The organism is Thalassospira marina (genome assembly GCF_002844375.1).
In the GTDB taxonomy this organism is placed as follows: Bacteria; Pseudomonadota; Alphaproteobacteria; order Rhodospirillales; family Thalassospiraceae; genus Thalassospira; species Thalassospira marina.
This window is the reverse complement of sequence record NZ_CP024200.1, coordinates 160,781-185,232: the sequence shown is the minus strand read 5'-3', so window position 1 is coordinate 185,232 and position 24,452 is coordinate 160,781. Positions and strand designations below refer to the sequence as shown.

Here is a 24,452-nt window from a genome sequence, read left to right as displayed (position 1 = left end):
GCCAGCGACGGCCTAACCATATGACCATCACTGGCGGGAAACGAAACAGATGTTAGATGGCCGCCGCCTGCACCAGGGTTGGGGTGTCGAATGTGCCGGTTATGGCCGTGGCCAGGGCATATTTTTCAACCGCATCCATAATAAAATCAAAACCGACGCCAGGTTCCTGCGGCACGGCGATTTCACCATCGCGGGCGATAACGGGCCGGTCGATCAGTTCGGCGAAATTCAGAATGTCGCGGGTCGGGAAATATTCGACAAATTTTGCCGCTGGTGATGCCGCAACCAGATGCACATGCAAATCATGGAACCAGCAGGGGCTGAATTCGATGCCATTGGCCTGGGCGATATCGGCAATTTTCAGCCAGTCGGTAATGCCGCCACAGCGCGGGGCTTCGGCCTGAAACACGCCAACGGCCTTCTGGCTTGCCATTGCCTGAAACGCCGCGGGGGAAAAGTAAAATTCGCCCGTTGCCAGCACCGCGCCAACCTGCCGGTTCAGGCCGGATAATTCTTCGATCATATCGGGTTCGAAGGGGTCTTCGACCCAATAGGGATGAACATCCTGATAGGCAATAACCGATGGCAGGGCATCTTCAACCTGGGTCCAGCGGTTATAGGCATCAAGCATCAGGTTGGTTTTATCGCCCATAAAGCGACGGGCGGTTTTAACGCGGGCAATATCATCCTGCTGGCTGCCAAAGGCGCATTTCAGTTTGATGCTGGCAAAGCCTGCATCCAGCGCGGATTTAATTTCGCGTTCCAGTTCTGCCGGGCGGTATTCGCCATTCAGGTAACCGCCCGATGCATAAGCTGGCACCACTTTTTTGGCATCGGGGTTAATCATTTGTGCCAGCGGCAGGCCAGCAGCACGGCTGTTACGATCCCAAAGGGCGATGTCAAGCGCGCTAAAAGCATTGGCGACAATGCCGCCGCGCCCCTGGATACGGGTGGCAAATTTCAGCTTTTTTGAAATGGCTTCGGGGTTGGTCGGGTCTGCCCCCAACACATTTTGCAAAACAAATTCGTCAAACACCGCTGCGGTCGATTTGCCACCGCCCGTCCCGATATAACTAAAACCAATACCACGGCTGTTATCGGAACATTCCAGCATCACCAGCAAATAGTCCCGAAAGCTGATTTTAAGCTGGGGTGCCAATACCGGGGTCGCCAGTGGCACCCGCACGGCAACGGCACTTAGCCGGGTAATCATCACGGACATGTTCATTTCTCCATCTTGAACCTGACGTGACTTTGTTCGATACCTTATCGCCTGTAAAATTCGTATTTTTTGATCAGACATGATTTAAAGGAATACCATGCCGCCAAAACACCGTTTACCGTCGCTTAAAGCCCTGCGTGTTTTTGAGATGGCAGGCAAGCTTGGCAATTTTTCCGACACCGCATCGGCCCTGCTGGTGACGCAAAGTGCCGTCAGCCGGCAAATCCTGCTGCTAGAGGAAGAACTGGGCTGCAAACTTTTTGTCCGCGAAAGATCGGGCGTGCGATTAACGGCAATTGGCGAGGATTACCACCGCAAGGTTTCCAATGCGCTGGGCGATATTGCCAGTGCAACCACGGAACTGAAATTGCGCATCGCCGGGATGAACATCATCCGTATGACGACGCTGCCCACCCTGGCGATGCAATGGCTTCTGCCCAAATTACCCAATTTCAAGGCTGCCCACCCGCAAATTGCGGTTGATCTTTCAAGTTCGGACGAGCTGGTCGACCTTGTTTCGGGAAACATGGATGTCGGTATACGGTCCGGTCACGGGCAATGGCCGGGGCTGGAAATTACGCATCTGTTTAACGAAGAACTCATCACGGTTTGTGCGCCAGAACGGGCAGAAATGTTTGCAAAAGGCTTCGTCCGCGGGTTTGCGCAGGCACCCATGTTGCACACAACAACCCGGCCCTTTGCCTGGCAACACTGGGCCGAGGCCCACGCCCCGGATATTACCGCCGGTACAAACCAGCTAGCGGGCTACCAGGATTTTTTCATTACCATCCAGGCCGCCATATTGGGCCATGGGGTGGCTATCATACCGTCCTTTTTGGTGGAAAAAGAACTGGCAAGCGGCCGGCTGGTAGACCCGACCGGCAAAAGGTTGCATAGCGACCGCAAATATTACTTTATCACATCACGCAGCAATGCCACCCACCCGCCAATTGTTGCCTTTCGCGACTGGGTGCTGGCCTGCTGCCGGGAAATGGCGATTAACAGTGCGAATTAATCGGCATATCGCGGACATATCATTGTCCGCGATATGCCGAAGTTTTGCCAATACGCCCATAAAAGCACAACAGGTTTCGACGAAATTTAAAGCACTTTCATAGGTGTTCCAGCCAAGCCCTGCTTTGGCCGACCTAGCAAGCCTTGTTGATATGGCGCTGTCCCTGCACCAGATTGGCCAGCAACCGGAAGGCACCGGGAACACATTTATCAAGCTGATGATGCAAAACCAGGCTGGTATGGGTATGGCGCCCCGCACCGATTTCAGCCGAAACCAGCCCGCCGGTCAGCGGTTTTTCACCGCTATCTGACACCGCGATCAAGGGCTGATAGGCATCATCCCAACTGGCGGCAAAATAAAGCCCGCGTTCCTTGTCCCAGCCTTTCCAGTCATCCACACCAATTTTATTTGGCCCGTTAAATAATGGATGATGCGGCAGCAGCATGCGCACGGGTGCATTCGGGTCGGTAACACGCCAGCGCAGGGATGGTGCGCCAATTTTCAACATTGCTGGCGGCGTATGGTTTTCATCCCAATTATCTTTGGGCCGATGATAAAGCGTGAGCAAATGCCCACCCTTGCGGACATAATCATGCAGTTGCGCATGTGAATCACGCAAATCAGACCGCATTCCAAAGGCAAAAATGCCAATCACCAGCGTATCGAACTTTGACAAATCCCCCGCCAGATCTTCACGGCCAAGGTCCGTTACATCCAGCCCCATGCGGCGCATCCAGTTGCCCACATTATCGGCCCCGCCACCGACATAGCCAATGCAGACATTTTCCGGCAATTCAAGGTCCAGTGCCAAAATACGCAAGGGCTGGCGACGGTGATAAACCAGCTTCGACACATGCGGATAATCAATGACCGACTTGGTCACAAGCGGCAGGTCATCACGCACCGGCAAAATATCATATAACCCGGCCTTCAGATCAGCCGGGGCAATGATATCGATTTTGCCATGATTAACGGCCTTTGCCTGCCAGCCTTCCGGGGTTTTAAACGCCAGTTCGGCTGCGGGCACATTATGGTCCAGCACCATGGTCCAGCGCCGTGCCGGTTTGCCCAGCGGCGCAATAATCGCATCCTCGCTCCAGCACCCTTCATAGGCGGGAACAACCTGGACCGTTTCGGGCAAATCAAGCTGGCGTTCAATCACCTGCCCATCGCAGGTCGCGCTGATTTGCACATAAACCGGGCCGTTGCCCTGCCCCGCATGAAACAAGCGCGGGTAAACCGACCCAACCGGCGTTTCGGCATTGGTTGACACGGAAAATTGCAAATGCCCCGGCTTTTCATCCTGCAACTTGCTGGTGATGCCCCCTGTTGTTACAAGCGATATTTGTATATTTTTCAAATTACTACTTGATGAAAAACGGATATCGATTTTCGTGTTTCCGCCCGGAAACAGAAACGGGTTATCAATGCTGCTATCGAGTTTGAAATGCAGGGTTTCAAACAGGGCAATGGCAATTTCCTGCTTTTTGCGGGTCAAGCGGTGCCCATGGGAAGCGGCAAAATCGACCGGCAAAATGGCAAGCACCTTTGTCAGCCCACCATAGGCGCGCAGCAAAAACGGTTTGATCGCATCACGGTCAGGAAAGGCCGCAATGGCGCGGTTAATCGCCGTTTGTACCGAAACCAGCAATGCCTGTATTTCATTGGGGCAGGTTTCAAGTGCGGCAATATCGGCCAGGGTTGCTGGCAAATGATCATTGATATCGGTTTCTTTTTCGCCGGTGGAAAGGTGCAAATCCCACTGTGATTTCGGGCAATACAGCCACTGCCCCATGCCCTGCGAATGGTGAAAAGCACGCGACCATTGACCGATTTCGTCATAGGAAACACCGGTAATCGCATCATCCCTGGGCGCGTTTATCGAAACGGTTACGGGCGGCGGGGCAATTTCATCATCATAGGCATCACTGGCACCGGACCAGGCCGGCAGGTAAAATTTGGCAACTTTCCAGGGGGCCAGCCCACCGCAATCATAGATCGGATCGGCGGCAAGGGCGATGGCCCGTTCTGCGGCCAGGGTCATGGCACGGTGATGGCCATGCTGGCCCGGCACATCAAGAAAGGTGGGAATCACGATATCGGGTTTTTCCCGGCGATAGGCACGCACCATGCGATCAATCAACAGATATTCACCCCAGCGATCCAGGGTTTCTTCGCCGTTTTTGGAAAACCCGAAATCATGGATGCGGTCTTCGGGCCCATGTCCCACCCAGTGAATATCACAATCAAGTTCACGCGCGGCCTGTTCCATTTCGCGTGTGCGCAGCGCACCGAGTGCGCCCTGGCGTTCGGCCCCCAAAATATTCTGTCCACCTTCGCCCCGGGTGGAACAGGTAATCACCACCCGCATCCCCCGACCAAACCGCAAATAGGCCACCATGCCGCTTTGTTCATCATCAGGATGCGCGCCACTATGCATTACGGTCACGACCGATTGCAGGCGCGAAAGTGCGCGATGCAAACGAATGATCGCCGGATCGGATTTTTGGCGGCTCAGGCGTTCTCGGTCGTCAAGCAAGGGGAATCTCCTGTCAGTCAAGGGGGGCGCTAACCTTGGTATCAAGTTTCGGGGTCATGATTTCCCACAAAGGCAGGGTTGCCGCGCCAAGGGCGGCTGTCAGTTGGCCGGTATGGCCGCGCATCAGGCGTGGCTGGGTCCGAACCGCGCGGGTTGATACCGACATGGGCAACGGGTTGATGCGCGAAATGAGTTCATCAACAATTTCATCTGGCAGGGCACCGCCCAAAATGATCGTTTCAGGATCAAGGATGTTTTCCAGCGTCGACAGCATAGGGGCAAGATGCAGGCTGGCCTCGCTCAGCCATTCATCCATGATCGGGTCGTTTTGACGGTAAAGGTCGATCAGCCCGGCAAAATCGGGCCGTTCGCGCCCGGCCAGCGACAATTTTTCATAAAGGGCATAAAGCGAGGCGTAACGTTCAAGGCAACCACGCTGCCCGCAGGTACATTCGCGCCCGCCCGGTGCTGAAACGGCATGGCCGATTTCACCGGCATTGCCATATGCCCCGCGATAGGGCCGGCCTTCATGAATGATGCCAAGACCAAGTCCCGCACCAAAATAAACCAGCCCGAAGGACGAAATGGCCTGTGCAGCGCCAAAAAACCGTTCTCCCACTGCTGCGGCCGAGGCATCATTTTCCAGCACAACATCTTCGCCTGTTGCGTCGGATAACAGTGTTGCCGGGTTTTTACCCTGCCAGCCGGGCAAGGTCGTGGGGCCAACCGATGTCATGCCATCAATTTCAAAAGGCCCCGGCATAACAAGGCCAATACCCTGCAGCCGTTCAGGCGCAATGCCGGTTTGCCCGCGCAGCTTTGCCAGTTCCAGCAGGATAATGGGAATGACGTGGTCCGGGTCGGTATTTTCGACCTGCATCACCCGTTCCGCCCGCAATGTGCCGACCATATCAAGGGCAACCAGCACCAAATGGTCCGCCGCAATTTCAATACCAACGGTAAAGGCCCCGTCAGGATTAACTGCAAACTGAATGGGCGGCTGCCCACGACCGGACCGCAAACGCCCCTTTTCGATCAGCAAACCGTCGGCCACCAGTTCATCAACAATATTGGTGACAGCCTGGGGACTCAGATGGGCCAGTTTTGCGATCTGGGTGCGCCCCATCATGCCGTGGCTGCGAATGGCATCAAGAACAACACGCCGGTTATGGCTGCGGCTGCGTTCAGGATTATTGCCAATTGGCAGTTGGGTAACGTCCGGTTTTTTGCTGGTTTTGGGCAAGATCTGTGTCCTCCTGGGGTTATCATTTGCGCCCCATTAAAATAAATCAAGTAAATTATCTTATTGACAGAGAGCACCTGCCAAGCCGAAGCTATGGGCGATCATGGTGACCCAATCCAGGGCTAGAGAACGCAAAAACAGCCAATAACATCTTGGGGAACCTTTCAGGGGCTTTACAAAAACTGGAGACGACAATGCGTAAATATCTTGCACTGGCTGCAGTTGCAGCCGGTATCTGGGGGGCTGGTGCATCACAGGCCCACGCGGTTGAAATTGAATATTGGCAATATCTGTTCGACAGCCGCGTTACCGCCATGAACAAACTGATTGACCGGTTCGAGGAACTTAACCCCGACATTACGGTCAAGCAAACCACCTTCCCCTATGCCGATTACCAGACACGCCTTGTCGCCGCCAAGGCCGCAGGCAAAAGCCCCGAAGTGATGCAGCTTTTTTATGGCTGGCTCGATAAATTCGCCTCGGGCAAGCTGTTACAGCCGCTTTCCGAAGACGTGTTCCCCAGTGCCGAAATCGAAAAGGACTTCTTCCCGATCGTGACGGCGATGAAACGCGATGGCAAATATTACGGCCTGCCGACAGCTGTGCGCTCGCTTGCGCTTTTTTATAACAAAAAACTGTTCAAGGAAGCCGGCCTTGACCCGGAAAACCCGCCGCAAACCCTTGATGATATGATCAAAGCAGCAAAGGCCACCGTCAAACAGGATGGCAGTGGCAACATGATTTCGGCAGGTATCACCCTTGATATGGCCGGGCAGGACCAGCATTGGTGGCGCGAAGTTCTGGTGCGCCAGTTTGGTGGTGATCCCTATAAGGATGATTACACCAAGGTCAATTACAATGACGATGCCGGCTTAAAGGCCCTTAAATTCTATACCGGCCTGCAAACCGACGAAAAGGTTGGCAAAGTCGGCTTTATGGATGAAGGCCAGGCAGCTTTCCGCGCCGGACTGGCCGCCATGACGATTGATGGCACCTTCCGTTTGGGGGCGTTTTCATCGATCAAGAATTTTGACTGGGGTGTGACCGAACTTCCCGCCAATGCCGATGGCCTGCGTTCCAACTATGCCAGCTATTTTGCCAATGGCATTGCTGCCGGTGTTGAAGGCGAAAAACTTGAAGCAGCCGAAAAATTCCTGAAATTTGTTTCCTCCAAGGAAGCAATGGATATTTGGCTGAAAACCGTGGGTGAACTGCCTGCACGGCGCGAAGCGGCCATGACCGATGAAAACCTTAAAGACCCGATTTATGGTCCGTTCCTTAAGGGGCTGGATTACGCCCACACCACCATGTTTGTGGATGAATCCGCCCAGCGCCAGGTATCGATCGACATGGTCAATCGTGTTCTGCTGCAGGACCAGGCACCGGATGAAAGCCTGAAACAGGCCGCCGATGCCGAACAAGCCATCATCGATAAAGCCAAGAAATAATAGATAGGGTCAACGCCATGACCTCGGCCAATACGACACAGGTACAGGTTGCGCCCCAGGGTGGGCGCAGCCGGAAACGCCTTCGCATGCAAACCAAACGGGTTTTGTGGGCGTGGGGATTTCTGGCCCTGCCGATCGTTTTTTATTCCTGGATCCGTTTTTATCCAACGCTTGATGCTTTCTGGCTGTCCTTTACCGACTGGGACCTTTTAAACGAGCCAAATTTCATCGGCCTTGATAATTACCGCCAGCTTTTTAACGATCCCCAATTCTGGCAGGTGTTTAAAAACACATTCACCTACCTTCTGGCAGGAACACCGATCAGCCTGTGTTTTGCCTTTGTCATTGCCTATTTTCTGGACCGTGTCCGGTTTATGCAGGGCTTTATCCGTGCCCTCTATTTCCTGCCGTTCCTGACAACGGCATCGGCAATGGCCTGGGTCTGGCGTTGGTTCTATCAACCGGTTCCCATTGGGATCATCAATGGCTTGCTTGCCGATTTCGGCATATCGCAACAACCCTTCATCCGCTCGGTCGATCAGGCATTGCCATCGGTTCTGCTAACCGCGATCTGGGCGGGTGTCGGTTTTCAGATCGTCATTTTCATGGCCGGTTTGCGCGCCATTCCGCAAACCTATTATGAAGCCGCACGCATTGACGGGCTGGGGGAATGGGCCATTTTGCGCAAAATCACCCTGCCCCTTCTTAAGCCGACCACGGTGTTTCTGGTTGTGTTTTCATCCATCGGCTTCCTGCGCATTTTCGACCAGGTTTACAACATCACCACCAATGACCCGGGTGGGCCGCTTAATTCCACCAAGCCGCTGGTGCTGATGATCTATCAAAGTGCGTTTTCGTCCTATCAGATGGGCTATGCCGCCGCCCAGACCGTGGTTTTATTCACGATTTTGCTGATTGTGTCGCTGATCCAGCTTTGGGTGATGAGGAAACGTTGAAATGAGCACTGCAATTTCAGAAAGCCTCATGCAGGCAAAAGCCCGCCCCGGCCGCATCCTGACCTGGGCCGTCCTTCTGATCGGCGGGATCATCATGATAACGCCCATCCTGTTCATGTTTGGCACCTCCTTCAAGGATGCGGGCCAGGTCTATGACATGCGCCTGTTTCCCGAATATCCAACGCTGGATAATTACATCCAGGTTTTATCTGACGGCCGTTTTCTGCGCTGGTTTGCCAATTCCATGGGTATTGCCACAACCGTCACCCTGTCCAACGTGTTTTTTGACAGTCTGGTGGGCTACACGCTGGCGAAATTTGACTTTCGCGGACGGTATCTGATCTTCCTTGCCATCCTTTCCACCCTGATGATTCCAACCGAAATGCTGGTGATCCCGTGGTATCTGATGTCAAGCAAGCTGGGCTGGATTGATACTTATTGGGGGGTGATGTTCCCCGGCATGATGACGGCCTTTGGCACATTTTTGATGAAGCAGTTTTTTGAAACCGTACCCAACGATTTCCTTGAAGCTGCCCGCATTGATGGCCTTAACGAATTTCAGATCTGGTGGAAAATCGCGCTGCCGCTGGTTACCCCTGCCTTATCCGCCCTTGCGATTTTCACATTTCTGGGTAACTGGACGGCGTTTTTCTGGCCGCTGATTGTAACCACCAGCCAGGAATTTTACACCCTGCCCGTCGGTCTGACGAGTTTTGCCATCGAACAATCCATCCAGTGGGAAAAAATCATGACCGGTGCGGCCCTTGCCACCATTCCCACCCTGATTGTTTTTCTGGTTCTGCAGCGCTTTATCGTGCGTGGCATCATGCTGGCCGGGTTGAAAGGATAATATCGTGGCACATAATCCCCCTCACGACAGTTCGGTTTTCCCCGACCCGGTTTACAAGGATACCGTCCTTGGTCCGTTATTTGACGGTGCGCGTGATCATTTCGCCAGCGACTTTCAACGTATTGATCGCGCCCATCTGATCATGCTGTGCGAACAGGGCATTCTCAGCCAATCGCAGGCATCGCAAATTGCCGCTGCCCTGCAGGCGATTGAAACCGAAATTGACCCGGCAACACTAACCTATACCGGCGAGGTCGAAGATTTCTTTTTCCTGATCGAAAAGGAATTAAAGGCACGCCTCGGTGCGGATCTGGGCGGGCGGTTACATACTGCGCGCTCGCGCAATGACATTGACCATACCCTGTTCAAACTGCAGTTGCGCCGGCGCATCACCAGCCTTTTGGGCCAGGTGCTTGATTTGATCGACAGCGCAATCATCAAGGCCGATGCGCAAAAAGAAACGCTGATTGTTGCCTATACCCACGGCCAGCCAGCACAGCCCACAAGCTTTGCCCATTATCTTTCGGCAATGATCGAAGTTCTGCTGCGCGATGCCAAACGCCTGTTTGATGCCCTGGCAACAGTTAACCTTTCGCCCATGGGGGCTGCGGCCATTACCACGTCGGGATTTGATATTGACCGGCACCGCATGGCCGAACTTCTGGGTTTTGATGCGCCACTGCGCAATTCGTACGGCTGCATTGCCGCGATAGATTATGTCAGCGGCACCTATGGGGCGCTGGAATTGCTGTTTTTGCATCTGGGTCGGCCGATCCAGGACTTTCAATTCTGGTCAAGCTTCGAGGTCGGGCAGCTTTATGTACCCAATGCTCTGGTTCAGATTTCATCGATCATGCCGCAAAAGCGCAACCCCGTGCCAATCGAACATATGCGCCTTCTTGCCAGCCAGACATTTGGCCGGGCACGTGCAATGATCGAAATCATGCATAACACGCCATTTACCGACATGAATGACAGCGAAGGCGAAACCCAGGCATTTGGCTATCAGGCTTTTGCAACGGCCAGCCGCGTGATCGCCCTTATGACCAGCTTTGTGTCGGCCATTCGCATCAATGAAGACAGGGTGGCGGAAAATATTCGCAAATCCTGTATCACCATTACCGAACTGGCCGATGATCTGGTGCGCAATGAAGGACTTTCCTTCCGCGAGGCCCACGAAATTGCCGCCCATGTCGCCAAAACCATCGTTGCGCAAAATGGCGACCTTGTAACCGACGGCTACGCCCCCTTCTGCAAGGTCTTTGCCGACAGCACCGGGCGCGAAACCGCCATGGATGCCAAACGCTTTGCCACGGTTGTTTCAGCCGCCCATTTCGTTGCCGTTCGTGACCGGTTTGGGGGGCCGGGCGAAACGGCAATTGCCGATGCCATTACATCTTACCAGGATGATCTGGCAGCCCTGCGCGCTGCATTGGCAAAAGCCAATAATGACGCGGCACAGGCCGACATCCTGCTTCAGACAAAATTCAATGCTTTGCTGGGAGCCAGCGCATGACCGAAATCCAACTGGAAAAAATAACCAAGAAATACGGTTCGATCGAAACCATTCACGGGATCGATTTGACGGTCAAGGATGGCGAGTTTGTTGTGCTTGTCGGCCCATCCGGCTGTGGCAAATCAACGACATTGCGCATGATTGCCGGCCTTGAAACCATTACCGGCGGCAATTTGCGCATTGGCGGCGAAATCGTAAACGAACACGAACCCAAAGAACGCAACATTGCCATGGTGTTCCAGAATTATGCGATCTATCCGCATATGTCGGTGCGCCAGAATATCGGTTTCGGGCTTTATACCGCCAAACTTTCAAAGGCGGAAAAAGAACAGCGTATCGAAGAAACAGCCGCCCTTTTGGGGCTGGTGGAACTTCTGGATCGTAAACCATCGGCCCTGTCAGGCGGGCAGCGCCAGCGTGTGGCCATTGGCCGGGCAATGGTGCGTAACCCGGTTGCCTTTTTGTTTGATGAACCATTATCAAACCTTGATGCACAGTTACGTTCCCAGATGCGCATTGAAATCAAACGCCTGCATCAACGCCTGAAAAGCACGATTGTTTATGTCACCCACGACCAGGTCGAAGCCATGACCATGGCAGACCGCATTGTTGTGATGCGCGATGGTCATATTCTTCAAAGCGGGTCCCCCACCGACCTTTATGAAAACCCGGCTGACATGTTTACCGCGCGTTTCATTGGCAACCCGTCAATGAACATGGTTTCAGCACGTTCCAGCAACAACGCATTGATTGCGAAAAACGCCAATGCCGTTATTTCCGCCCCGGCCCCTGACCTTGCTGGCGAGCGTGACATTTCGGTTGGTGTGCGTTCCCATGCCCTTACCGTGGGCACCCCGACCGGCAAAACCGGGCTGACGATTACCGGTGAAATCTTGGTATTGGAACCGTTAGGGTCCGAAACACTGGTGCATATTGATACCGCCGATGGCGTCGTGATCGCATCGGCCCCGGCGCAACACCAACTGGCCGCCGGACAAACCGTTTCGGCAACAGCCAATGTCGAAAGCCTGTATTTCTTTGACAGCGACAGCCAGAAGGCTTTGATCCGCGCATGAATAAAAAAACAACCCAAAATGGCATTTTATGCATCGGCCGGACCTATTGCGACCTGTTGTTTTCCGGGCTGGATCATATGCCGGTTCTGGGTCGCGAAGTCTTTGCTGATGGCCTGGCAATCGAGGCCGGGGGTGGTGCCTTTATTACGGCGGCCCATTTGCATTACCTGGGCCAGCACAGTGCCCTTCTGAGCCGGATTGGCACCGATGCGCTATCAAACAGCCTTTTGGGCCTTCTGAAACAAAGCAATATTGACCTGCAGTTTCTGGAAAAATCTGCTGATGCCGGCCCGCAGGTAACGGTTGTGACCATTCAGGAAAACGACCGGGCGTTTTTGTCACGCCGGGCTGGTTCTGCCAAACCCAAAACGCTGCCTTTGGCTCTGAAATGGCCGAATGCCGGGCATTTACATATTGCCGAATATGCAACCCTTCATGAAATTCCCGGCCTTATAGCGGATGCCCAACAGGCAGGATTAACCATTTCGCTTGACCCAAGCTGGGATGAAACCCTGATTCATGGAACCGGCATTTTGGCGCATGGGGCAGGCATTGATGTTTTCATGCCCAATATGGAAGAAGCCAGCGCCATTACCGGCCATACAAACCCGCGGGACGCCATTACCACCCTGGCACAGCATTTTCCCGTCATTGCTCTTAAGGTCGGGGCAGATGGGGCCTATATGGCGTATCAGGGCGAAATTTTTCATCAGTCAGCACCAAAGGTACCGGTTATTGATACAACCGGGGCAGGTGATGCCTTTAATGCCGGGTTCCTGGCAGCCTGGTTAAACCATGCAAGCCCGGACGATTGCCTGAAGGCCGGTATTGATGCTGGCAGCCGTGCGGTGCAAATGGCAGGTGGCGCGGGAAAACTGTTTTCAAAACATCCTTCCGTCGCCTGAAAAGCCATTTGATATCCCCGGTATTTTGCAACTCCTAGCCCTGCTTTCAGCCACGATCGCGGTTATTGGTGACTTTTATCCGTTCCATTTCCTATGTCACTGTCAGATGCCCCTGCCCTGACAGATAGGCACGGCTTTGTTTGCATGGCCCTGCAAGCCTTGGTAAAACCCACATCATGTGAATATGATAACCGTCAGACAGGGGTTGGTTTACCCCGTGGCAAGGGGACCGGCGTGGAAAAAAAGCAGTATTTCAACGATTACCGCAAAGGTGATATCCGTCAGAGTGCGGCACGCACGGTAACCGAAGGCGATATTGTTACCCATGCCGGCCATACGGGCGACTTTTCACCGCATCATATGGATGCCGAATACGCTAAATCCACCCCGTTCAAACAGCGTATTGCCCACGGCACGCTGGTTTTTTCATTCGGGATCGGGCTGGCGTCACAAACGACAAACAACCCGGTTGCCTTTTCATCAGGATACGACCGGGTCCGTTTTGTGCGGCCGGTTTTTATTGGCGACACCCTGAAAACATCCATCACGGTAACGGACCTGCAAGCCAAAACCGATAACCCCGATTTTGGCCAGGTGATCGAACGCTTTGACGTTCTTAATCAGGATGGTGACATCGTCTTAACCGCTGACCATGTTTTGATGGTTGAACACGGTTAACGTCTGCTGGCCTTTCAACCACCATTCTCCTGCCCGGCAAACGGCCCTTAAAGCTGCTTATACATGATTGTGGTGGCATCGAACGTATCGGTAAACGGGTCTTTGGCAAATCCGGGAATGGTGCCAACGGTTTTATAGCCCAATGCAGTATAAAGTGGCTCTGCGTTGTCGCCTGTCCGGGTATCAAGTGTGATCAGGCTGCGGTTTTTTACCCGCGCAAGTTCTTCCAGCGCCATCATCAGCTTTTTTGCAAGCCCCTGACGGCGAAAATCGGGATGAACCAGCAATTTCGCCACCTCTGCCCGGTGGGGCTGATTGGGCGGCGTATCACAGTCAAGCTGGACCGAACCGGCTACAATGTCGCCCACCCTGGCAATTAACACTGATCGCGTTCCTGCAACCAGCCCCGGGCGTACTTTTGATTGCCAGAATGCCTTTGCAGCGGCGATGTCAAAAGGCTGAATGAAGCTGATACTGGCCCCCGCCTTCACGCAGGCATGAAGCAAACCCGCCAGACCATCAATATGCTGGTCAAATTGCTGAGCGGTGCAGTTTTCAAGGGTGAATTTGGCGGATATCGTGGACACCTGCATATCGGTTCTTACAAAATAAAAAGATGATATCGTGCACCGTTTCCGGGGCTGGTTTGAAAGCTGCTTTGCCCGGTTAACTGATAGCGCAGGCAATCGCCCTGTTTTAGGGCGTAGCGCACGTCATCAATGGAAAGGGTCAATTCCCCATCAATCATGACCAGGTGGTGCTCCAGGCCGATTTTAGGGGGCTGGGCATAGGTTATGGTGGTGTTGGGCGGAATTATGCATTCCAGCACTTCGCCTGTTAGCTGCGCTGCTGGCGGGGATACGGACCGTCTGACATATGCCGTTTCAGGATCGGTCCAAACCGGCTGGTCGCTGACGCTGTAAAATGGTTCATAATTTTCTTCGGCCAGCATCATCAAGCGTGACAGCGTTATGTCGTGTGCCGCACATAATTTGGCAAGCATTCCGGTGGTTGGGCTGACATCGGCCTTTTCCAGGCGAGATAGTGTTGATTTGCTGATACCGGTTTGGCTGGCAACATCATCGAGCGTCCAGTTACGCTGCTGGCGTAGGGACCGAAGCTGGTTTGCGATCTGCTGATCAAGGGATTTTTGCTGCGTTTGTTTCATAAGTGGGAATTTGTCCCAAATATGACGTTTTAACAAGCGTTTTTAGCGGATTATAGCCTGCAAGTATTCGTGTGGTGACACGTTCTGCTTTTATTGTGGACAGGGAACGGGCTGTGTGGTTTTATTTATTAACAAAATATTAATCCTTATATAACGTCCAAATGCCTTAGATTTGTTATATGAGTTAATAAAGATTGTTAGAGTAGAGTTATATAAGTTACGCGGAAATGGGACTCCTTTGGCTTTTCAGGAGTCCGGGTGGATCAAACGTCCGCGTTGTAACGATCTATTGTCCGCGAAGTATCAAATCTTTCGTCCGCAAAAGCACGACCGCAAAGTATCGAATAGTCGTCCGTGATGTGCCGATCTTTGGTCCGCGATATGCCGATGTGGATAAAAACTTATCCACAGACGGCCTTACATCTCGACGCTGCGGTTGGCGATATAACGCTCACAAAACGCCATAAAGGCCTTTTCCGGGTCCTTGATAACCAGCTGGTTGCGCTGGCTTGAACCTGCCCATTCCCGCTCCAGATGGTCTATATCCCAGTCAGGAAAGCGTTCACGGGCATTATTGATGACGTGGATGGAAAGCGGCTTGGGCCGGAATTGAGCATCCCCCCGTTCAAACAGCTTTTCCGGGCTTTCTTCGGTCGGATTGGCCGCAGCCTCGATTACTTCGTCACTTTGCGGACGGATGGGACGAACCTCAAGCATCCATTCCTTGGGGTTCCGGCTTTTGAAGGCGCTGTCAAAATCGGCTGATTTGCCCATGCGCAGCGTATAATCGGGGATATTTGCATCCTCGATGATCTTGCCAAGATCGGCGCGAAACTTGCGTTCTTCGCGGTCTGAACCGCATTTTTCCTTAAGCGAGGGGATGCTGATCAGCCAGCTGCGCTGCTGTCCGCAATGTTTGCGTGCAAGCTCGTAAATCCGGCGTTCCAGGCCCTTTGACAGGTCAAAATAACGCGGGCTGATGGTCAGAACACGGCGGTCAATGACAATGGCTTTGAACATCCATTCATTCAGCGTCACCTCGACCCCTGCCATGATCGAACGGCCGTTTTTGGTTTTGCGCTCGATAATGCGGTAGCTTTCAATCCAGCCGAAACCGGACCGGATTTTGTCATTCCCGGACTCAACGTTGGTACGCACACGGGTACCATCCAGGCGTTCAAGCATGTCAAGAAACAGCGAATAGCCCCGTTTTGACGTTTGACGCTTGGTTGAACGCAGGAAATCGTGGGCGGCGAAGGTAATTTTGCGGTCGCTGACTTTTTCGCCGCGCTCCAGCTTTTCGTTGATGATCGAGCCCAGATACATCAACAAATCCTTGTCATAGATGTTCGCCATGCCTTTGGCGCCCGGCTCTATGCGGATGTCAACGCCGCCCCGGCTGTAATGAAAAGGGGTCCGGCGCGGTTGCTTGGTCAGCGAGAACCACGGATGCTCCATCAGCATCCGGTCGTCCTTGAAAGGGGCACCATCGACCAGTTGATCCAGGAATAGATCTACCTGTTGTGAACTCGCCACGCTTTTGTCCCTTTACCCCTGATGTCCGCGATGTGCCGAGTTTGGTCAAATCTGCCCGATATATCAATGTTTTGATTCTTTTGTGTCCGCGATGTGCCGAGAAAAAATGTCCGCGTTATGCCGAAAACAACCGTGCTTAGGTAATTGAATATTCGGCATTTCACGGTCGCTTTTCAGCCATCGGTTTGGGGCCGTTTTTTTTAGGGCGTTTGGTTTTGGCCTCCAGTGACGAAAATTAACCCCTTTGTCCGCGATGTGACGATGTTTTTTGGCACCATATTTGACATGTCTGGAAAGCCATGTTTTTAAAGTGTTGGAATCATGTCTTTTTTATTCTTGAAGCGATGCTTTAAGTTGTGTTTCCAAAAGGTTAACGGGCATTTGTCCGCGAAATAACGAATCGTTTGTACGGCGAATCGTTACATCGCGGACGGTTTACCGGCGCATTTTGAGGCAGTTTATGCCTGTAGGTGGCCGAATTCGCGGTGGGGGGCGCTCTGAGAGATGGGGTGTGCAAACAATTTCGTCCGCGAAATGACGAAAGAAATGCTGTCGGGATTTTGCCCAAGCAGTAAAACCGTCGAAAATTGGCGGATTTCGGCGGTCCAGTGCATGTTATTGAAGTTTCTGGTGGGGAATAGCTTCAAACAAAACTTTGCAGGCCGGCAAACGATGTGATTTTCGGCTACCCTGCCCTGCCCTGCCCTGCCCTGTGGCTGTTGCGTGAGAGACTTATGCTTGCTGCGAGTTCATTCTGTATCGGCGAACTTGGAACCGATTAACCTGTACCGAAAAACAGCGGCCCCCGTTGGAAGGGCCGCTGTTATGGGCGCTTGGTGCGCGCCTTTTTAAGGTGTCCGCGAAGTTACGAACTTTTAATCTTCTTCCATAACCTTGCGTTGAAGCTCGATTCGATCATCGAAATTTCCGTCAAGGTCACGGCAGAAGCGGATCAGGGCTTCGCGCATGAAATCTGCACGGGTGTATTCCTCGCCTTCCGGCAGCGGATCGTTTTTCTGTAAATGGGCCTTACGCTTGCGAACCAGCATGCGGATGACGTGATCCACAGCCTCGTCCACTTTGGTTTCGATGCGTAAAAGGCCGATATATTCTTTGCCGGAATGCACGCCGGTTGATGCCTGAACGGCAGCCGCCGGTGCTACCGTTTCCTGTGGTGTATTTACTTGCGGTTGCGGCGCAACAGGGGCGGCTTCTGGCTGTTTTTCTTCGGCTTGCGGTTCTGTTTCTGCTTCAGGAAGCTGTTCGCTTAACTGGCTTGCGATATCGGCTTCGGTTTCTTCCGGGTTCCAGATCTCGGCAAGATCCTCCGGGCGCGGCGGAACCTTTTTAACGCGTTCGCGACGGGCCAGACGGGCGAAGTTTGGTTTGGTCGCCATTACGCTTCCTCCTTGCTCAGCCGGGTCACAAGCTCCAGCAGAAAACTATACATTTCATCGGCTGCAGTGCCGCGCTGATAACGGGTTATCGGCATGCCAACCGTTTGGGATTCCTGGAAGGCGACGCGTTTGCCAAGGCGCGTTTCAAAAACCTTGTCGCGGATGCTGTAGTAAAATTCGTCGGGTTCTGTCCCCTCGCCGCGCATCAGTTCGACATAATCCTTTTTGATTTTCGAGCTGTTATCGACATCGTTAAGGATGACGCCAAGCAGGTTAAGGCCCGGATTATATTTGCGTTTGAAGCGGGTAATGGTTTTGACGACGTTTTTGATCGCATCAGACGAATATTCGTCCGCATTTGCTGGCGAGAGGACGAAATCGGCGGCCATTGCCGCAGCCGTCACATGGTTCCCCGGTGTGGGCGGGCAATCAATGATCATGATGTCAAAATCCGTCTGTCGGGCCAGATATTCGTCAAGTTCAAGCAGCAGATCATGCTGAATGCCCATCAGGGCGACCAGGTTGGTATTGCCGGTATTAAGGGCCAAATTGTCACTTATGGCCAACGGCTTAACCCGTTCGTTGTCGTTTGAGAAAATGGTCATGGAATTGGCGCGATCAATGTCGACATCGTCGAAAACACGGTCATGCTGCAATTCACCATAACGAAGGGTCGTTTTGGTTAGGTTGCCTTGCGGGTCCAGGTCAACAGCAAGAACCTTCAAGCCAGCTTCTGCCAAATGGACGCAGACCTGAAAGGTCAGCGTGGTTTTGCCAACACCGCCCTTTTCATTAAGGGTCGCGACGACCATCGGCCCCTTGGCCCGGACTTTTTCGATCAGGTCTGAGGGCAAATCATAATTATAGCGTGCCATTTCGGTTCCTTGACCTTTGGTAATTCATGCTGCGTTGCGCCGGAAATCCGGTGTTCGCGTATCGATTTGCGGACGTTGTGAAATCGATACGCGAAGATCGGGAAATGAGGATCGGAAAATCTGGTTTCGGTCTTTCGGGTCCTGTTTTTTCGATAATCGTTCAGGAGATGATCGGTCTTCGTGACGTTGTTTGTCGATCTACGCTTTTCCGAAAGCCGTTTTCCGTGGCTCGATGTTCGATTTACGGGATACGGATCTCGATAACTGCAGTATCGGATTTTGCTTTTACGGTTATCGGTTTGCGATTTCTCCTTGTTCGGCAGATCGAAATGCGAAGAGCGCTTTTCCGAAAATTGGTTTCCAGATGAACGAGATTCGAAAGCCGATAAACGTCCAAGCGGGGGCCGGATTCTGATTTTCGGATTTCGTAACTCGCTTTGACGTTTTTGCGATTATCGATAGCCGCTGACACGTTTTTCGTCTTCGCGACATACGTACACCGAAAATCATATATCGTTCATTCGAGAAACGTATCACGCGGGAACGTTTCACGCAAATACGAAATGCGAATTTCGATACTCGGAGCTAGATTTTTCGATCATCGAAAAACGAAAAATGATGGATTGGTTCTCGTTTGTACGGTCTTGCGGATTTCGATAATTCAATTAACGCAATACGTTCACTCGATACACGAATGAACGGTTTTCGCTATAGCGATTGTTCCAATGTCGATTATCCATTGCACGATTATTTATTTCTCGATGATCGACATACGAAAATCACACTGTCGCATATCGTTAGCACACATATCGATTATCAGTTCTCGCATTCACGAGTTTCGATTATTCGATGGTCGTTTCATGAAGACTAAGTGTCTGTATTAAAATGATTATCTTGATCGTGTCGCAGGATAATCTCTGGCTGGCCGTTGTTGAAGGTTGCCCCAAAAGCAATCCGTGCAGAGCAGCGACCAGCAGCTTAGCACTCACTGATAAATAGTGGGAATTGAAATTAATGTTTTGTTAGGAATTTTGGCGTGGTTGGATCAGACGTCGGAAGGTCTGCACTGTCGTTTGCGCTAACCTCGACCAACCAGCAGGGCAGGGGCCTAGAGCTGGAGGAGAACATCCAAAAAATAATGACCGCCCACTTTGCCGCGTGCCCCACGGGTGAGGATGCCGGCATTCAACAGGCGCTTGATTTGATAATGCGCTGCCTGAGGTGTTAAATCACACAGATCTACAATATCTGCACTGCAGATTGTGCCTTTTTCAAACAGCCATTCGCAAATCTTCCCAATGCTCGTCCCGCGTCCCTCAGAAGATAGCTTTTCGGCTTTTTGCCAGTGAAGGGCGAGCAGCCTTTCTGTTTGTTCCAGTGCTTCAAGGCTGGCTGCCAGTACATTAATAGTGTGGGCGCGCGCATCTTCGGCTGTCGCCCCGCGATCAATCAAAGGCCGAAGTTTGACCTGGCAGTCTGTAAGGGCGGGACCGCACATCACCGGTATCTTAATACCATCACAAAAATGCATCACCAGATAACGGGGGAGGGCACGGGCAATCCGGTTCCAATAGATCGCTTGCGGGTTATCCGTTTCAAGCTGAAATGTGGAGTGTAACCCTGGATCACCAATGTCGCGACCTTCGAGATTCAATTCTCGCAGCAGCTTTGACACTATATATATGGCATCCGCAGCACCAATCAGCCCTGAATCTGACGGAATTTCACGTATCTTATTGATAAATCTGGATATTGTTTCGCCATCGACAGGGCAGGGGACGTGACGGTTGGCAATAATATCTTCCCATCTCGTCATATCCTGCGGATCAAGCCAGTTTCGCGACCGAAGGCTTGCGCGAACTGCGAGGGTTTCAACCAATTCTTCGCTTAACTGGTTGCCTTTCGGGGCTATCGGGTGGCCATGGAGCATAAACACATCCATAGCGCCGATCAGATTTTCATAATGCGATGATGCATCCCCTTCATAAGCCAGAAATTGCAGTAACCGGCGCGGTGTCGCGCCGCGTCCCTCAGCCGTTACCGTTTCGCATGCTTCTAGAAGGGCCGCCGCAAGCTGGCAGCGCTGAAATGCGACAGGATCACGAAAACGCTCTGCCAATTGCCCCAATTTTCGCTCTGCTTTTAGCGCTCGTGCGATATAGGCCGACTGATCAGATATCGGACGATTTACCGAAGATTTGGCCTCACTGGCTGCAATTTCCTTATAAATTTCGCCGGTTTCAGCCGAAATTTTGGCTCTGTCCTCGGCCAGTTTCCGCCGAAGTTCCTCCAGATTTTGCTGAAAAGAGCCCGTGGACATTGGTGATCTTTCTTGCGGCTTTATATGTGTATATTCAGATGACTATATCTTCATTATCAAAATAATACATACATTAATTTGATGTTATGAGTACCTTTCGCGGATAGCCGTAAAGTTTGGATTTCATCCTGGATTCCGGGGACCCAAAGCACGGCTTTCATACCTGGCAATAGCCGACCGACATCGTTGGTCATTGCCGTTGCGGCGCGCTTACAAAGGCCATTTCACGCGAAATATCTTAATTTTTCCTCTCCAGTGATCCCTAGGGCGGTATTGAATTGATCTCACGGGAACGAGGCACACCGGCCTACATGCATAATTGTAAGTTGTTCCCCAGCATTTCTGCTTCAAGAGCCGTCCCGGACCAAACGGTGCCAGGAATACGATTTCGCATGTTGATGGCACCATCTCGGGGAGCATGAAGGATAAATGAGAGCTGTTCAGAACGAAGACGTTTCAACGGCGTTTCCTGGTGATTTATGGTCATAGGCCATCGGGTGTGATCTTCATCCAAATACATAAACCGCCCACTGTTTCGGCGGGGAAAACACCATTGAGCCCGGTTTGCTGCGCCGGGCGGTTTGCGTTCATTTTGATCAGCTCTTTGTTTTCCGCTGCCGGTTTCCTTTTTTCTTGCATGTATTCTTGGCATCAGGCACCGCCATTCGGTCGCAACGGTCGCAACGGTCGCAACGGTCGCAACGGTCGCAACGGTCGCAACGGTCGCAACGGTCGCAACGGTCGCAACGGTCGCAACGGTCGCAACGGGCCAACGTCTTTCGGTGTGGAGCTCTCCAAGGACGGTTGAGTGTCCCGAAGCTTGGTACCCTGGCTAGCCCGGGGAGAGTGGGGAAGGGGCTTTCTTTTTCCAAATGTTGGAATTGGCCATCGATGACTTGAGAGCTGAACCGTATCAGGTAAAGCGCACGTCATAAATCCGCTGCCTGTTTCCGGGTGTTCGTTGACGTTGGGCCGATTGTTTCTTGATACATGCGGCTGAGAAGCGAATGTCGCCAATATCTGTTATCGAGGCCTTATTGTGGGCGCTGGAACGGATAGTTTGTCGCAACATCTCTATGTTTGGTTGAAAAATTGCTGTTAGCTTCAGCATATAGGCTGAAGAGCATTCTGAGCTGGCAGATCGAATTCGGGGCATCATCGGATCGTTGCTTGTTACACCATGCATTCAGTGGAACGTGGTTGTAAGGGCAGGGGGCTAGCAAGCAGTGCCTGTTCTTGTTTGGCGGTGTCCTTCGCCTTTTCACTTTCTGTCACGTAAAACAGTCCGCATCGATGCCCTAAATTTGCCAAAGGGATAGGGACGTTTAAGGAAGCAGATTGGCGATAGGCAGGGCCTGAAATTTGATCTGTTTTTCTGCACTTCGAAGTTGCTTTTGCGGCTCTGGACGCGCGCTTTGTTCACAGAGTTATGATATATCGATTCGTAAACAGGTTTTTTCTTAGAGGTTGTTTCCTCGGTATTTTGAGGTGCCTGGCGGCTAAAAATTTCTGTGCCAGGACAAATAAATTTTAAGTGGTAGAACGAGCGTTCTGTGAATGGCATTTAAGCCTTCACAAATTTGTAAATCCTGCGTTTCATTATTATTGAGTATATACCCGGAATCGGGAAAACTACCTGAAAGTATGGTTTGGCAATACGTTAAGCTGTAGTGCACAGCAGCTATCCATTAACGCGATTAATTCAAAAATAATTCAAAAAATCCCGATGCATGCCGGAATTAAGCCCGGATACAAATTTCGGGCGAGTTTGCAAGCGCCCTCGCACGAAAAAAGAAATTGCACACTGATTCCGAGGCAGATTATAAATATAGACTACCTATCTGATAGTATGTCTGGGTGCTGCTTTGGGTTAGCCATTTTGCTGCAATCGTAGAGCCAGTCTTCTACCAGTGTTTTTGGGGTGGCCGAATTGGCCGAACATGCGGGAAATCCGCGTTGCGACATAGATTCTTGGGGGAATCGCGTGAGAAAGAATAGTGGTATGGTGCGCCGTTACAGTGCGGCGGTTGCAACTTGTGCGTTATTTGCGCTTGGTTTTGCACCGGAAGTTTGGGCACAAACGGTACCCTCGCAACTGCCATCTGGTGCAGAAGCTGGCCGCGATTTATCCCAACCAGATCTTGCCATGCCATCAAGCAAAGCCGGCAGCATTACGGTGCCGGGTGCTGCTGCAGTTGAAGTGCCGGCGGGTGCCGCCGAAGCAAGCTTCGTTCTGAACTCGTTTGACATCGAGGGCGCGACGGCATTTTCCGCCGATGAGCTGATGCCGCTTTACCAGGAAATGCTGGGCAAGACCGTTACGGTTGCCGATGCCTTCCAGGTCGCGGCCAATATCGAATTGAAATATCGCAATGCCGGTTACGTTATTTCGCGCGTGGTTGTTCCCCCCCAGGAAATCACCAATGGCGACTTCAAAATCCGCGTGGTTGAAGGTTTTATTTCGGACATCGTCGTTCAGGAAGATGTCGGCCCGGTTAGTGAAGCGATCAAACGGCTGCTGAGCCCGCTGATTGGTAAAACGCCGGTGACCGTTGATGAAATGGAACGTCGCCTGTTGCTGGCCAATGACCTGGCCGGCATGACGGTGCGGGCAACCCTGAAACCATCTGAGAATGCACCGGGTGGTTCGGAAATGCTGGTTGAGGCAGACCGCGATGCCGTTTCTGGCACCGTTTCGATAGATAACCGGAATTCCCCCTATTCCGGCAATGCCGAAGGTCTGGGCCTGGTCCAGTTTAATTCATTTGGTTCCCATGCTGATCAACTTGGCATTCAGACCCAGCTTTCATCACCGATCGAGCGTTCCTATTCGCTCAGTGCCAACTATCAGGGCATGTATTCGGAAGATGGCCTTATGCTGGGCTTTAGCTCCAGCTATGGCCGTTCGCGCCCGGGCAAGGAACTTGATGCACTTGATGTGAACAGTGTCGTCATTGCCGAACGTGCAATTGCGACCTATCCGGTTATTCGCTCGCGCCTGCAGAACCTGCGCGTTTCGGGTGAATATGAATATCGCTCGATCGATACCGACGTGCTCGATAGTGCCTTTAACCGCGACCGTTTGCACATCGCGCGTGCCGGTATCAGCTATGATCTGACCGACAGTTTCCAGGGGATTACCGCGGTTCGTGCAACGATCCACCGTGGCCTTGATATCATGAATGCGACGGAAAAGGATGATCCGCTTGCTTCGCGCGCCGATGCCAGTGGCTCCTTTACCAAGGGCACCATCGATTTGACACGTGTTCAGCAGGTTACCCAAACCGTCAGCCTGCTGGCAACGGCAACCGGGCAGTATGCCGTTAACCCGCTTCTTGCCAGTGAAGAAATGGCAATTGGCGGCGGCAACTATGGCCGTGGTTTTGATACCAACGAATTCTCGGGCGATAATGGCTGGGCGACCTCGCTTGAAGTCCGTTATTCCCCCGATATTCCTGAAGTTTTCCCCAATGGAGTCCAGTTCTACAGCTTTGTGGATACCGGGCAGGTTTGGGACATCGACGACAATGTTTCACATGAACGGACCAGTGCTTCCTCGTTTGGGGGCGGTATGCGCGTGAACATTCTTGAAAATCTCTATGCATCGGCAGAAGTGGCAAAAGGGTTCCGGAAACCCACGTCGGATTCATCGACAAAGCCCCAGGCCTTTTTCACCCTTTCAGCCAAATTCTAAGTGCGGGTCAAAAT

Annotated in this window: 18 protein-coding genes; 9 read left to right on the top strand and 9 right to left on the bottom strand. The window is 52.3% G+C overall.

What is annotated here, in order from left to right:
- Positions 1–52 precede the first annotated feature (52 nt).
- Complete coding sequence (locus tag CSC3H3_RS21245) at positions 53–1,222, bottom strand: mandelate racemase/muconate lactonizing enzyme family protein (RefSeq protein WP_172963479.1); 1,170 nt, start codon at positions 1,220–1,222, stop codon at positions 53–55.
- A gap of 97 nt (positions 1,223–1,319) precedes the next feature.
- Between CSC3H3_RS21245 and CSC3H3_RS21240 the strand changes: the two genes are divergently transcribed.
- Positions 1,320–2,237 (top strand): LysR substrate-binding domain-containing protein, encoded by a 918-nt coding sequence (locus CSC3H3_RS21240; RefSeq protein WP_101286445.1) that lies wholly within the window; start codon positions 1,320–1,322, stop codon positions 2,235–2,237.
- Positions 2,238–2,370: 133 nt separating this feature from the next.
- Here the strand turns inward: CSC3H3_RS21240 and CSC3H3_RS21235 are convergent, their stop codons facing one another.
- Together CSC3H3_RS21235 and CSC3H3_RS21230 are read right to left on the bottom strand one after the other, a co-directional pair.
- Positions 2,371–4,776 (bottom strand): PIG-L family deacetylase, encoded by a 2,406-nt coding sequence (locus tag CSC3H3_RS21235; RefSeq protein WP_101286444.1) that lies wholly within the window; start codon positions 4,774–4,776, stop codon positions 2,371–2,373.
- A 13-nt stretch (positions 4,777–4,789) separates the two neighbouring features.
- Complete coding sequence (locus CSC3H3_RS21230; protein WP_157831982.1) at positions 4,790–6,019, bottom strand: ROK family transcriptional regulator; 1,230 nt, start codon at positions 6,017–6,019, stop codon at positions 4,790–4,792.
- A gap of 194 nt (positions 6,020–6,213) precedes the next feature.
- Between CSC3H3_RS21230 and CSC3H3_RS21225 the strand changes: the two genes are divergently transcribed.
- The 7 genes from CSC3H3_RS21225 (at position 6,214) to CSC3H3_RS21195 (ending at position 13,448) form a co-directional block, all read left to right on the top strand.
- A complete protein-coding gene (locus CSC3H3_RS21225; RefSeq protein WP_101286443.1) occupies positions 6,214–7,467 on the top strand; it encodes a sugar ABC transporter substrate-binding protein in 1,254 nt (417 codons plus the stop codon).
- A 17-nt stretch (positions 7,468–7,484) separates the two neighbouring features.
- Positions 7,485–8,423 carry a carbohydrate ABC transporter permease gene (locus CSC3H3_RS21220; RefSeq protein ID WP_245881427.1) on the top strand — a complete coding sequence of 313 codons (939 nt, stop codon included), beginning with the start codon at positions 7,485–7,487 and terminating at the stop codon, positions 8,421–8,423.
- Between the two features lies 1 nt (position 8,424).
- On the top strand, positions 8,425–9,273 hold the full coding sequence (locus CSC3H3_RS21215) for a carbohydrate ABC transporter permease (protein ID WP_101269156.1): 849 nt from the start codon (positions 8,425–8,427) through the stop codon (positions 9,271–9,273).
- Positions 9,274–9,277: 4 nt separating this feature from the next.
- Positions 9,278–10,789 (top strand): argininosuccinate lyase, encoded by a 1,512-nt coding sequence (argH, locus tag CSC3H3_RS21210; protein WP_245881426.1) that lies wholly within the window; start codon positions 9,278–9,280, stop codon positions 10,787–10,789.
- Positions 10,786–11,865 carry an ABC transporter ATP-binding protein gene (locus CSC3H3_RS21205; RefSeq protein WP_101286441.1) on the top strand — a complete coding sequence of 360 codons (1,080 nt, stop codon included), beginning with the start codon at positions 10,786–10,788 and terminating at the stop codon, positions 11,863–11,865. Before argH ends, CSC3H3_RS21205 begins: the two co-directional genes overlap by 4 nt.
- Positions 11,862–12,770 (top strand): carbohydrate kinase family protein, encoded by a 909-nt coding sequence (locus tag CSC3H3_RS21200; RefSeq protein ID WP_101286440.1) that lies wholly within the window; start codon positions 11,862–11,864, stop codon positions 12,768–12,770. The genes CSC3H3_RS21205 and CSC3H3_RS21200 overlap by 4 nt, the downstream gene beginning before the upstream one ends.
- A gap of 234 nt (positions 12,771–13,004) precedes the next feature.
- A complete protein-coding gene (locus CSC3H3_RS21195; protein ID WP_101269315.1) occupies positions 13,005–13,448 on the top strand; it encodes a MaoC family dehydratase in 444 nt (147 codons plus the stop codon).
- Positions 13,449–13,495: 47 nt separating this feature from the next.
- Here the strand turns inward: CSC3H3_RS21195 and CSC3H3_RS21190 are convergent, their stop codons facing one another.
- From CSC3H3_RS21190 to CSC3H3_RS21165, 6 genes are all read right to left on the bottom strand, one after another.
- Positions 13,496–14,041, bottom strand: a complete 546-nt coding sequence (locus CSC3H3_RS21190) for a GNAT family N-acetyltransferase (RefSeq protein ID WP_101286439.1) — start codon at positions 14,039–14,041, stop codon at positions 13,496–13,498.
- A gap of 8 nt (positions 14,042–14,049) precedes the next feature.
- Complete coding sequence (locus tag CSC3H3_RS21185; protein ID WP_101286438.1) at positions 14,050–14,616, bottom strand: helix-turn-helix domain-containing protein; 567 nt, start codon at positions 14,614–14,616, stop codon at positions 14,050–14,052.
- 417 nt (positions 14,617–15,033) lie between these two features.
- On the bottom strand, positions 15,034–16,152 hold the full coding sequence (locus tag CSC3H3_RS21180; protein ID WP_157831981.1) for a replication initiator protein A: 1,119 nt from the start codon (positions 16,150–16,152) through the stop codon (positions 15,034–15,036).
- 875 nt (positions 16,153–17,027) lie between these two features.
- On the bottom strand, positions 17,028–17,549 hold the full coding sequence (locus CSC3H3_RS21175) for a hypothetical protein (protein ID WP_101286436.1): 522 nt from the start codon (positions 17,547–17,549) through the stop codon (positions 17,028–17,030).
- Positions 17,549–18,424, bottom strand: a complete 876-nt coding sequence (locus tag CSC3H3_RS21170; protein WP_101286435.1) for a ParA family protein — start codon at positions 18,422–18,424, stop codon at positions 17,549–17,551. The genes CSC3H3_RS21175 and CSC3H3_RS21170 overlap by 1 nt, the downstream gene beginning before the upstream one ends.
- A 1,108-nt stretch (positions 18,425–19,532) precedes the next feature.
- The gene (locus tag CSC3H3_RS21165; RefSeq protein ID WP_101286434.1) at positions 19,533–20,744 is read right to left on the bottom strand and encodes a helix-turn-helix transcriptional regulator; all 1,212 of its coding nucleotides are present in this window, start codon (positions 20,742–20,744) and stop codon (positions 19,533–19,535) included.
- A gap of 1,984 nt (positions 20,745–22,728) precedes the next feature.
- On the opposite strand from CSC3H3_RS21165, the gene CSC3H3_RS21155 reads away from it, so the two are divergent.
- Positions 22,729–24,438, top strand: coding sequence for a ShlB/FhaC/HecB family hemolysin secretion/activation protein (locus CSC3H3_RS21155; RefSeq protein ID WP_133125882.1), 1,710 nt, complete (start codon positions 22,729–22,731; stop codon positions 24,436–24,438).
- The last annotated feature ends 14 nt before the right edge of the window (positions 24,439–24,452 follow it).